The organism is Chryseobacterium taichungense (assembly GCF_900109935.1).
GTDB lineage: Bacteria > Bacteroidota > Bacteroidia > Flavobacteriales > Weeksellaceae > Chryseobacterium > Chryseobacterium taichungense.
Genome location: NZ_FOBV01000004.1, coordinates 70,569 through 82,956 on the forward strand (window position 1 = coordinate 70,569; position 12,388 = coordinate 82,956).

Here is a 12,388-nt window from a genome sequence, read left to right on the forward strand (position 1 = left end):
AGGATACTGTACTTAGTCCTATTCAGTAATATACCTTTTACTTTAAAAATTACCACAAGCTACTTCAGCCGTCCTCCACCAGCTTAATCATAACACAGTTTTTTACCACATAAGTCACATAAGAGGCAAGATTAAAAACTGTGAAACAAAAGAGCACATAAGTTTTGAAAATCGTTGATTTTCATTCGCAGCAAGCAACCATATACTATCCATTCGGTTTGTCATTGACTCCGTCGAATCTTCGATTTCCGTAGGGATCTCAGCAAAGAATACCACGTAACATTAGTTGAGTTCGTAGTAAACCATTAATGTCCTTCGTGTTTAATCTCTGCGAGCTCTTATAAGCGAAGCGCCTTTGTGAAACTTAAAGCATTATACATTAAAAAAACTTTGCGCACTCGTGTTCTATAGAAATAATGCATATGGGCTGAGTCATAAAATTAAATTATGGATGACTAGACACAACCACCCCGTCAAAAATTCATTGAATTTTCGCCACCCCCTCCGGAGGATGGGAATTTCCGGAGTTCGATACAATGAGTGGTCGTCCATCTTCAATAGTTTACTCCGTGAGCTCTTATAAGCGAAGCGGCTTTGTGAAATTTAAAAGCATTAGGCATTAAAAAACTTTGTGCACTTCGTGTTCAATAAATAAAGTCATCAAAACATTAACAACTTACAATACATAAACAATGAAAAACATTATTACACTGGCTGTTCTGTTCATCAGCCTTACGGCGTTCGCTCAGGTAGGGATTAATAATACTTCTCCGAAAGCAACCCTTGATATCAGTCCTAATACAATCGACGGCAGCAAACCGGAGGGACTTCTTATTCCACAATTAGACGGTAATTCGCTCAAAACCACAGCTTACGGAACTTCTCAAAAAGGAGTGATTGTCTATGCTAAATCAGCAGCTAGTCCCACCGATACCAAAACCGTGAATGTAACTACGGAAGGGTATTACTTTTATGATGGTAGTGTGTGGCAGAAAATGACCGGGGCAGCCGCGGGAGATACCACCAACGATGCCTGGGTAAATGACACCACCAACGGTCTGGTAAAATTAGGAACGAAAGCAGATGGTACAGTCAGAGCCGTAGGAGCAGACTTTGTGGCAAAAGATAATGGACAAGTGGGAATAGGAACAAGCAGCCCGGATGCCAGTGCAGCATTGGAAGTGGCTTCAACTAACAAAGGAATGCTTATTCCAAGAGTAGCCCTGACAGGTTCTACCGATCAAACCACCATCCCTTCTCCTGCTACCGGATTAATGGCTTACAATACCGGGGCAGCCGGTTTAGCTTTTAAAGGTTTTGTATTCTGGAATGGTACAGAATGGAGATCGGTGAATAATAATCCCACAATATCTCCTACTATTACAAGTCTTAAATGTACAGATGCTTATCTAGAGCCCAATACACTTTCAGCAGGAGTTGCTTACACAGGAGTACTTAAAGTTCCATATACGGGAGGAAATGCAGGGTTATTTTCAGGAGGAACCGGAATCAGTTCTACAGTAAATACTGGTTTAACAGCTACGCTGAACAGTGGGGAACTTGAAAGCGGATCAGGAGTATTAAGCTATACAGTAAGCGGAACACCCTCACAAAACAGCCCGATTGTAGCCAGCTTCAATCTGGGATCAACCGTATTTGGAGCGACAGGCTGTACAGTATCGGTAGGTGATGAGGTTGGAACAAATGTAACAACAAAAAAGATAATCTATACCTCGGCCAATGCTAATGCGGCCTATACTGTTAAAATGGATGATCTTGAATTTAAGATCAACCCCGATTCCGGTACTTATGGTATTGTTTACATGAGATTTACAGCTAATCCAAATCTTACTACAGCTATACGAGGCATGGATATTTGGCAGTGGTCAAATGATAACCAGAGGATAAGATCATTTTCAATAAGTACAACAACAGCTAATTCTTTGTCCTGGGCTATTTTACAGGATACGAATGGAGATTACTTTAATAATGCATTAGAACTTCAGTTTACTTCTGAGGTTATAGTCCCAGGAAGAAATAATCTTTACAAAGTTTATGCTACCCGATTTAGATCTTCAGGATCTAATGGAATATATGTATTAACAGTAACTAAATATTAATACATTATATGTTCCGATGGCGCGAGCATCTGGTTCTATAGGTTTAAAGCAATGCTTAGACAGGGTTTGGTCGCAAGCAGAACGCTTTAGCCAGCCAACTGATCTTACTTACAATCTATAACTGACAACCCTAAACCTTCAATCATTTTAAAAGCAAATTAATATGGCAACAATTCTTCGCAGAATCAAAGCATATCTATACGATAATGTTTTAATGAAAGACAAATCCCAATGACTTCACAGCGCGCACCGCGAGCGAGCGCAGCCTTAATGTTCAGCAGTGATCTTACAGGTTACGGACGTCAAAAGCGATTTTGTAAATGATCTGCTCACTTCGGGCAGAAACCTGGAGATCGCCGGCAGCACGATGAAAGTAACAGGCGAAGATCCTTCGGTGGGCGTGTTTTTTGTCAATGCCGCCATGCAGGCCAGAATAAAATTAGAGGCGTCCGATATTGTTACGAATAATCCTTCGGAGGTTATGGTGGTAATTCCTGAATTAGCAGCAGGAACTTATGAAATAAAGGTCGTAACGCAATATGCAGGCATTATTATTCTAAAGGAACCTCGCGTCGCAACCTTGACAGAGAATTGGCCGTAGAATAACAAGCGGATTGCATCGGTGCAAGCATGGTGATTGCTAGGAAGCAAGCAAGGGTCTTACTTCGAGGCTAACAAGACGCTTATTTGGTAGCAAGCAATCGGCTTGTTCTAACAAACATATCCCAATCCTGAAATTATATTATACAGTTAAGGTATATATAAGCGCAAAAACATTCCATCATGAGGGAATGGGTATTTTCATCAGTGTGTGATACTCCGGTCTGGGAACTCTTTCCCGGCCGGAGTTTTTTTGTGGGACTGGTGGCTTTGTGTATGGCAGCGTCATAAACCACCCCACCAAAAATTCTTTGAATTTTCGCCACCCCTCCATGGGACGGGAATTGTGAAGTGAGCGGTTTTAGATGATGAAGAGGTACATATCCTGGCAGGGCCGGTGGCTTCGACTCCGCTCAGCCACCACTCAAAACGATCCACCATTTTACTCGTAACAGTAAACCCAAAGTTCACCGTAAGAAGACTGTCGAAAAAATTCCCCTCCAGGGAGGGGTGCCGAAAATTCAAAGAATTTTTGGTGGGGTGGTTTAAGGAAGATTGCGGGACCTGATGCTTTCAGTGGCCGGTGGCTGAGTGGAACCAAAGTCACCTTTCGGAAATTGCGATTGAATTGTACGCCCTCGCACAGTGATTGCGTAATAAACCTCCCCGTCGTAAATTCCGGTGGAATTTCCGCCAACCCTCCTGAGAATGGGAATGTGAAAAAAAATGGCAGCCCCGGAATCCGAAGCTACCCTTGAGAAAGTCTTTATCTCAAATTAATTTGATTTCTTTGCTTTAATCATTGCTTCCAAAGCATCCCACATCTCCTGCGGGATATCTTCCAGCATGTTGAATTCTCCGGCACCCTGCAGCCATTCTCCCCCATCAATGGTCACCACTTCACCATTCATATAGGCAGAATAATCGGAAACGAGGTATGCAGCCAGGTTCGCAAGTTCCTGGTGTTCTCCTACTCTTCTCAACGGAACTTTTTTTCTCATATCAAACTTTTCCTGCAGATCTCCCGGAAGCAACCTGTCCCAAGCTCCTTTGGTAGGAAACGGTCCCGGTGCAATTGCGTTGAAGCGGATTCCGTATTTCGCCCATTCTACCGCCAGCGATCTTGTCATAGCCAGAACACCCGCTTTTGCACAGGCGGATGGAACGACATAGGCAGAGCCCGTCCATGAATAGGTGGTTACAATATTCAGAACAGTTCCCGGAGTTTTAGTATCAATCCAGTGTTTTCCGATGGAAAGGGTACAATTTTTAGTTCCCTTCAGTACGATATCCAAAATGGAATCAAATGCGGAATGCGTTAATCTTTCCGTTGGGGAAATGAAATTCCCGGCCGCATTGTTTAATAAAATATCTATTTTCCCAAATGCCTTTAAGGTAGCTTCTTTCATGGCTTCCACCTCATCCCAGTTGCGCACATCGCATGCTACGCAAAGCACTTTACCTCCTGTTTCTTCCTCAAGTTCTTTGGCTGTTCCCTGTAATTTCTCAAGATTTCTGGATGTGATGACCACCTTGGCGCCCAACTGAAGAAAGTATCTGGTCATGGCTTTTCCAAGACCGCTTCCGCCACCGGTAACAATGGCTACTTTGTCTTTCAGGGCATCTTCCCTTAACATCGGCTGTGTATATAGATTCATAATTTTATTGTTTCAGTAAATTTAATATTTTAAGTTATTCGGAACGTTATAAATAATATGCTAGCAATAAGAGGTTGTTATTAGTTTCGGCGGCGGCTTTGCCGCCGCCGAAACTAATCCTTCATAAAGACCTGTTTCATTACATTTAAATTTAACTAAATTTACGCTTCCACAAAAAATATGTATTCATGAAAAAGTCGGAAGCTTCTGTTTTTCTATTAATTTTATTTTTCAGTGTATATGGTAAAGCCCAGCAATTCGAAAAACTGATTCAGTATGTGAATCCTCTTATAGGAACCGAAAAAATGGGACACACTTATCCCGGAGCAACTACGCCGTTCGGAGCCGTACAACTGAGCCCGGAAACCGATACGATCTCTTATGCCCTAAACGGTAAATACAATGGTGAGGTGTATAAATATTGTGCAGGATACCGTTATGAAGACAAAACCATTGTAGGCTTCAGTTCGACACACTTCAGTGGTACAGGCCATTCTGATCTTGGAGATTTTCTGGTTACGCCGACAGTGGGAAAATTACAGTTAAATCCGGGAACAGCATCAAATCCTGAAAGTGGTTACAGAAGCCGATTTTCACATCAAAACGAAAAGGCAGAAGCCGGATATTATAAAGTAAGACTGGACGACCATCATATTTTGGCAGAACTCACCGCAACGACAAGAGTGGGTGTTCACCGTTATACATTTCCAAAGTCTGATCAGGCACATATCATTCTTGATCTGATGGCCGGAATTTATAATTACGACGGTAAAAACGTGTGGACCTACGTACGCGTGGAAAACGGAAATACCATAACAGGCTACCGGCAGACCAACGGCTGGGCGAGAACGAGAACGGTTTATTTTGCCATGACATTTTCAAAGCCTTTCAAATCGTATGGGCAGAAGAATTACGATGGTAAACAAGTGTACAACGGATTCTGGAGAAAGTTTGACCAGACGAAGAACTTCCCTGAAATCGCTGGAAAAAATCTGAAAATGTATTTTGATTTCGATACAAATGAAAACGAAGCCATTGAAGTGAAGCTGGCTATCTCACCAGTAAGTCAAGCCAACGCCCTGGAAAATTTAGAAAAAGAAGCCGGAAACTTATCGTTTGACCAGATCAAAGCTCAGACTCAGGAAAGCTGGAATAAAGAATTGAACAAAATTGTCATTAAAACCTCCGACATAGATAAAACGAATTTTTATACGGCCTTATATCACACATTTATCAATCCTACCATATACATGGATATAAACGGAGAATATAAAGGATTAGACCAAAATATTCATAAAGCAGAGGATTTCACGAATTATACCACTTTTTCGCTTTGGGACACGTACCGGGCGCTTCATCCTTTCTTTAACATTATCCAACCTAAAAGAAATGGGGATATGGTGAGATCGATGATGGCTCATTACGACCAGTTTTCGATGAAAATGCTGCCGATCTGGTCGCACTACGCCAATGACAACTGGTGTATGAGCGGCTATCACAGTGTAAGTGTTGTGGCTGATGCGATCATCAAAGGAAATTACTCCGATGATGCCAGGAAAGCGCTGATGGCTTGTGTGGAAACAGCCAACAAAAGAGATTACGAAGGAATAGGACAATACATTGATCTGGGCTATATTCCTGCAGAAAAAAACGGAACTTCAGTTTCCAATACACTGGAGTACGCTTATGATGACTGGGCTATTGCTCAACTGGCAAAGCACCTTGGGGAAACGGAAATTTATAATCAGTTTATCAAACGTTCTGAAAACTGGAAAAACAACTTCGACAGATCGACCGGATTTATGCGCCCACGTTTGGCAGATGGCAGTTTTAAGAAAGATTTTAATGCATTAAGCACTCATGGACAGGGCTTTATCGAAGGAAACTCATGGAACTACAGTTTCTTTGTTCCCCAACAGCCGGATGAACTTATTACGATGATGGGTGGGAAGAAAAAGTTTGCCTCCAAACTGGATGAATTGTTTACCATGCATTTGCCCGACGAGTTTTTTGCAGATACGGAAGATATTACAAGAGAGGGAATTATCGGCGGCTATGTTCACGGAAACGAGCCGGCACATCACGTGGCTTATCTTTACAACTGGGCAGGACAGCCCTGGAAAACCCAGGCGCAGATCAGGAGAATTTTAGAGATGCAATACAAAGCAACCCCTGACGGATTGGGAGGAAATGATGATGCGGGACAGATGAGTGCATGGTATATTATGAGTTCGCTTGGCTTTTATCCTGTTGCACCGGGATCGGAAGATTATGCGATCGGAAGTCCGGCCGTGGAGCATGCGGTATTACATTTAGAGAACGGAAAATCGTTTGAAATTGAAACTTTCAATCAAAGTCCGAAGAATGTATATGTACAGAAAATTCTTTTGAATGGAAAAGAAATTAAAAACTTTACGCTGAAACATTCTGATATTATGAATGGCGGAAAACTGAGTTTTTATATGGGTACTAAGCCAAGAAAGTAATCTGGTAAATATGAATTTTAATCTTACTTGATTTTCACATATGATTCCGTTGTATTTTGTCATTCTGAATGGAATGAAAACGGAATGAAGAATCTCCATTTATAATTTTTATCTCCCCCTGATTTTGTAGATAACGCAGATTATTATAATGTTTAAACTTCTTATTTAACCGCAAAAGCCACAAAAGATTTTCAGCGTGTTTAGATATTCAAAAGGTTACAAAATTTTTTCATTCTGCTTTTTTGAACTTTTGCCAATCTAAATGTTTTCCCGATTTTTCTTTTGTAACTTTTGCGGTTAAATCAAATATCAGTTAACATTATATTATAACTTCTGTAATTTGCATACGACAACCATGGTTTTGCATACACGTGGCTTTTAATTTCTGCTGAATTTTGTATCAATAAAAATCAACAATATGAAATTGAAACAGGTAAAATTAGGAAGTCAGGGATTAACAGTTCCCAATATTGGTTTGGGATGTATGGGAATGACAGGTTTTGGCGATGCAGACATGTACGGCAAAACCGATGAGAAAGAAGCTATCGCAACGATTCACCGTTCTTTGGAACTGGGCGGGAATTTCCTTGACACGGCCGATCTGTATGGCCCTTTCAAAAATGAGCAATTAATTGCCAAAGCGATTGAAAGCAATAGAGATCAGTATATCATTGCTACCAAATTCGGATGGGAAATTGATGATAATGACCAGGTAACCTGGAAGATCAACGGAACTAAAGACTATGTAAAAAAATCAGTAGAACGCTCTCTGAAAAATTTAAAAACCGATTATATCGACCTTTACTACATGCACCGTCTTGACAAAAACACTCCTGTCGAAGAAACCGTCGGAGCAATGAGTGAGTTGGTAAAAGAAGGCAAAATCGGGTATATCGGTTTGTCGGAAGTATCTTCTGAAACGGTGAAAAAAGCCCATGCCGTTCATCCAATTTCTGCAGTGCAGAGTGAATATTCTCTTTTTGAAAGAACCGTTGAAGAAAAAGGCGTCATCAAAACATTAAATGAATTGGGGATTGGTTTTGTGGCCTATTCGCCTTTAGGAAGAGGTTTCTTATCCGGACAAATCCGCACGATTGATGATCTTCCGGAAAATGATTTCAGAAGAGGAATTCCACGCTTTCAGGAACAGCATTTTTATAAAAACATCGAATTGGTAGATGCCATTGAAAGCCTGGCTAAAGAAAAGAATATCACCTCATCTCAACTGGCTCTGGCATGGATTATCAGCAAAGGAATTCTTCCTATTCCGGGAACGAAGCGCAGAAAATACTTGGAACAAAATATTGAAGCCGCCAATATTCAACTAAGTGAGTCTGAAATTCAGCAACTGGAAAGCATTGTCCCACTGGGAACAGATACGGGAGCTACCTATGATGAATTTGGAATGGGACTTTTGGATTATTAATTTGTAATTTTAATTATTTAAATTATTCTACAGTTTGTCATTCTGAACATAGACTGAAAGTCTACGAACGTAGGTCAGAAATGTAGTGAAGAATCTCCCCTTTATTTATTTGTGAGATTCTTCCTTCGTCATAATGACAGACTGCTAAATTTATAAACGCAGAAATGTCGCGTCCCGGCTTGAACGGAGCTCTTTTTGGAACAAAAAAGCGGGAGTCCTTCGACTTCGCTCAGGATAAATTACAGACGGAAAAAGACGCCCAAATTATCATTAAAGGTTAAAAGCTATGAACACAATAAAATCTATTTCGGCATTTCATAAATTACTTTCTCTGCCGGAGCCGAAGCATCCTATGGTAAGTATCATTAATCTTTATGAAAGTATTTTTATTGAAGATAAGGTGTGGGATGGTTTTGTGAGTAAGCATTACTGTGTAGCGCTGAAACGTAATGCGAAAGGAAAAATAAAATACGGTCAGCAGCATTACGATTATGATAAAGGCGTTCTAAGCTTTACGGCACCTAATCAAGTTCAGTATCTGGATCTGAAAACAATGGATTGTGAAAATACAGGATATTTACTGGTTTTTCATGAAGATTTTCTATTGAAGCATCCTTTGGCAAAAACCATTTCTTCTTATGGATTTTTCTCATACGCTGTGAATGAAGCCCTACATTTATCTGAAGATGAAGAGAATGATCTGCTTGAAATCATGTATAAAATCGATAAGGAATGTCAGCATATCGACCATCACACGCAGGAAATCATCCTGTCTCAGATTGAATTGCTGTTGAATTATTCCAAACGCTTCTACGAAAGGCAGTTTATTACCCGAAAAAGCGGAAGTCACCAGCTTTTAGCAAAATTTGAATCTTTCTTAAATGATTACTTTAACAAGCATTCTTCTGAAAAAGGCTTATTAACCGTTCATCAAATTGCAGAAGCGATGAATCTTTCTCCAAATTACTTAAGTGATCTTTTGAGAGTGCATACCGGGCAAAATACGCAGCAGCATATTCACGAAAAGCTGATCAGCAAAGCAAAGGAGAAACTTTCGATGACAGAATTGTCGGTAAGCGAGATTGCTTATGAACTGGGGTTTGAGCATTCGCAGTCGTTCAGTACACTCTTTAAAAAGAAAACGAATATGTCGCCTTTGGAATTCAGACAATCTTTCAATTAATGCTTTTCTTAATGATATTTTTTTCTCTCACAGATTTCTCAGATCTTCACAGATGATTGTGTTTAAAATCTATGTTATCTGCGGGAGAAATATTTTGCATAAAGCAAATGCTGATGATTAATTAAATTTAAAAAGCATCTTCTCTGATGTTTCGTTTATGCGTCTTGCCCCAATTCGAAAGTGCCATGATCACAGGCTGTAACGTTCGGCTATAATCGGTTGAAATATATTCTACGACCACAGGCGTTTGCTCTGCATGGACGACTCTTTTTACAAATCCGTTCAGCTCTAAATCTTTCAGCTCATTGGAGAGCACCCTTGCCGAAATACCCGGAATATTCCTTTGCAGCTCATTGAATCTGATATTACCGTTTTCCTGTAAAACAATGATAATTTTAAGCTTCCATTTTCCGCCAATTACATAGATGGCATCTTCAACAGCAGAAAGATGCTCGGTACAGCCTTGAGCCGTTATACGCTCTTCTAAAACTTCAGTATTTTTCATAAGTCCTATTTCAACTAACCTAAAAGTTACTACTAACCTTCTGTATACTACTAACTTTTGATAAGCAAATGTACATAATTTTGCTAAAGAGATTTTTAAAATTTAAAAAATGAAAAACATACTTCACATTATTTCAAGCCCGAGAATGGAAGTTTCCGCAAGCCGAAAACTGGGAAAAGCTGTAGTTGAAAAAATAAAAGAGAAATATCCTGATGCTGTAGTAAAAGAGCGGGACCTGGCAAAAAATTCTGTTCCTATTTTAGATGAGGTTCACATCAATACTTTTTTCACGCCGGCAGAAAGCCATTCTTCAGAACAGGCAGAAATCAATAAATACTCAACAGGATTAATTTCAGAGCTGCAGGAAGCCGATATTATCGTTGTTGAATCTCCGATGTATAACTTCTCGGTTCCGGTGGGGCTAAGAGCTTATTTTGACTTTACTTCCAGAGCAGGATATACCTTTAAATATGATGAAAACGGACCTAAAGGTTTACTGAATAATAAAAAGCTGTATATCGCTTTTACATCCGGAAATATTTATTCGGATGGTCCTCATCAGATCTATGATTCGAATGTTCCTTACGTTAAAAATGTTTTTGGATTTTATGGTATTTCAGACGTCACCGTCTTCCGGGCAGAAGGCTTATCAATTCCGGGAATCATGGAAAATTCGTTGGAAAAAGCAATTGAAGGTATTACGATAGATTAATTATACATATACACTGAAGCCTTTTTAAATTGAAAAGGCTTCAGTTTGTTTTAAGATAAGTTTTGGCTAAAGCCGACCGATGATTACAAATAAAAAGCGGGCTTTAGTTTAGCCCGTTCCTATTGATATAACGATATTTTTTTATTGTATGCCTGTTTAAACTTTTATATAACCGCAAAAGTTGCAAAAGACGAGCTCAACTTTTATTTAAAGTTGATAATGACAAATAAAAAAGGTTACAATAGCTTAAAAAATCTTCGATTTTTATTCTTTTGAAAACTTTAAATACACTAATCATTTCATTGTGATTATCTTTTGCAACTTTTGCGGTTAATTCTGAAATTAGTTTAAACAAGTTTTATTCCTGAACTTCAAAAAGCAGACGTTCTCCGAATTTCTGTTCATTAATTTTTCCGTTTTCGTACACCAGGTTTCCATTGACAAAAGTATGAGTCACTTTAGAATGGAAATTCATGCCTTCCAACGGACTCCATCCGCATTTATAAAGGATATTTTCTTTAGCGACTGTCCAGTTTTCATTCAGATCAACCAGCACCAGGTCTGCTTTATAGCCTTCTCTTACAAAACCTCTTTTTTCTATTCTGAACAATATCGCCGGGTTATGAGACATTTTCTCAACGATTTTCTCTAAAGAAATCTTACCGTTTTTATAGTTTTCAAGCATTACATTCAATGAATGCTGTACCAGCGGTGCTCCGGAAGGGCATTTGGTATACACATTCTGCTTTTCTTCCCAGGTGTGCGGCGCGTGGTCGGTTGCAATCACATCGATTCTGTCATCCAGCAACGCTTCCCAAAGTCCGTCTTTGTCTTTTTGTGTTTTTACAGCAGGATTCCATTTAATCAATCCGCCTTTGGTTTCGTAATCTTCATTGGTAAACGTAAGGTGGTGAACACAAACTTCGGCCGTTATTTTTTTATCTTTTAAAGGAATATCATTTCTGAAAAGTTCCGTTTCCTTTGCCGTTGACAAATGGAAAACATGAAGTCTCGCTCCTGTTTTTTTCGCAAGCTCGATCGCTTTTGAGGAAGATTTATAACATGCCTCTTCGCTTCTGATCAGATGATGAAATTTTACCGGAATATCCTCTCCATATTCATCCATATACTTTTGGGTATTGGCTTTAATGGTTGCCTCGTCTTCACAGTGCACCGCAATCAGCATTTTGGTATTGCTGAAAATATTTTCCAGGGTTTCCGGATTATCAACCAGCATATTTCCAGTGGAAGAGCCCAGAAACAATTTAATTCCCGGAACATTTCTCGGATTTGTTTTTAATACTTCTTCAAGATTATCATTGGTTCCGCCCATCATAAAGCCATAGTTGGCATACGCTTTTTGGGAAGCTATTTCATATTTGTCTGCCAGCAATTCCTGCGTCACAGCATTCGGAACAGTATTGGGCTGATCAATAAAGCTTGTGGTTCCGCCTGCAATTGCAGCTTTCGATTCGGTTTCAATATCTCCTTTATGAGTAAGTCCCGGTTCACGAAAATGCACCTGATCGTCGATCACTCCCGGCAGAAGATATTTCCCTGCTCCATCAATAATTTGGTCGGCATCGTAAGAAATTTGAGAGTCTATTTTAGAAATTAAATCGTTTTCAATTAAAATATCACCTTCAACGATTTTGCCTTCGTTGACGATTTTTACATTTTTGATTAAGGTCTTCATTT

At 39.7% G+C, this 12,388-nt stretch carries 10 protein-coding genes; 6 read left to right on the forward strand and 4 right to left on the reverse strand.

The genetic code is table 11. The annotated features are described in order from the left end of the window. Nucleotides 1–692: 692 nt before the first annotated feature. Entirely contained in the window at nucleotides 693–2,120 is a 1,428-nt protein-coding gene (locus BMW64_RS09640) for a hypothetical protein (RefSeq protein ID WP_089999779.1), read from the forward strand. Nucleotides 2,121–2,400: 280 nt separating this feature from the next. Then, on the forward strand, nucleotides 2,401–2,721 hold the full coding sequence (locus tag BMW64_RS09645) for a DUF4469 domain-containing protein (protein WP_089999780.1): 321 nt from the start codon (nucleotides 2,401–2,403) through the stop codon (nucleotides 2,719–2,721). Between the two features lie 284 nt (nucleotides 2,722–3,005). Here BMW64_RS09645 and BMW64_RS20465 read toward each other — a convergent pair whose 3' ends face one another. Beyond that, nucleotides 3,006–3,245, reverse strand: coding sequence for a hypothetical protein (locus BMW64_RS20465; protein ID WP_143052675.1), 240 nt, complete (start codon nucleotides 3,243–3,245; stop codon nucleotides 3,006–3,008). 251 nt (nucleotides 3,246–3,496) lie between these two features. Further along, nucleotides 3,497–4,378: an SDR family oxidoreductase gene (locus BMW64_RS09650; RefSeq protein ID WP_089999781.1), complete on the reverse strand. Its 882-nt coding sequence runs from the start codon at nucleotides 4,376–4,378 to the stop codon at nucleotides 3,497–3,499. 188 nt (nucleotides 4,379–4,566) lie between these two features. Here BMW64_RS09650 and BMW64_RS09655 point away from each other — a divergent pair, with 188 nt between their 5' ends. The 3 genes from BMW64_RS09655 to BMW64_RS09665 all read left to right on the forward strand — a co-directional run bounded on the left by BMW64_RS09655 (nucleotide 4,567) and on the right by BMW64_RS09665 (nucleotide 9,473). Then, complete coding sequence (locus tag BMW64_RS09655; protein WP_089999782.1) at nucleotides 4,567–6,864, forward strand: GH92 family glycosyl hydrolase; 2,298 nt, start codon at nucleotides 4,567–4,569, stop codon at nucleotides 6,862–6,864. Between the two features lie 418 nt (nucleotides 6,865–7,282). Then, on the forward strand, nucleotides 7,283–8,290 hold the full coding sequence (locus BMW64_RS09660; RefSeq protein ID WP_089999783.1) for an aldo/keto reductase: 1,008 nt from the start codon (nucleotides 7,283–7,285) through the stop codon (nucleotides 8,288–8,290). Between the two features lie 286 nt (nucleotides 8,291–8,576). Next, nucleotides 8,577–9,473 carry a helix-turn-helix domain-containing protein gene (locus tag BMW64_RS09665; RefSeq protein WP_089999784.1) on the forward strand — a complete coding sequence of 299 codons (897 nt, stop codon included), beginning with the start codon at nucleotides 8,577–8,579 and terminating at the stop codon, nucleotides 9,471–9,473. A 127-nt stretch (nucleotides 9,474–9,600) separates the two neighbouring features. On the opposite strand, the gene BMW64_RS09670 is transcribed toward BMW64_RS09665, so the two are convergent. Then, nucleotides 9,601–9,978, reverse strand: coding sequence for a winged helix-turn-helix transcriptional regulator (locus tag BMW64_RS09670; protein ID WP_089999785.1), 378 nt, complete (start codon nucleotides 9,976–9,978; stop codon nucleotides 9,601–9,603). A 109-nt stretch (nucleotides 9,979–10,087) separates the two neighbouring features. Here BMW64_RS09670 and BMW64_RS09675 point away from each other — a divergent pair, with 109 nt between their 5' ends. After that, complete coding sequence (locus BMW64_RS09675; protein ID WP_089999786.1) at nucleotides 10,088–10,690, forward strand: FMN-dependent NADH-azoreductase; 603 nt, start codon at nucleotides 10,088–10,090, stop codon at nucleotides 10,688–10,690. A gap of 358 nt (nucleotides 10,691–11,048) precedes the next feature. Here the strand turns inward: BMW64_RS09675 and BMW64_RS09680 are convergent, their stop codons facing one another. Next, entirely contained in the window at nucleotides 11,049–12,386 is a 1,338-nt protein-coding gene (locus tag BMW64_RS09680) for a dihydroorotase (protein WP_089999787.1), read from the reverse strand. Nucleotides 12,387–12,388: the final 2 nt, after the last annotated feature.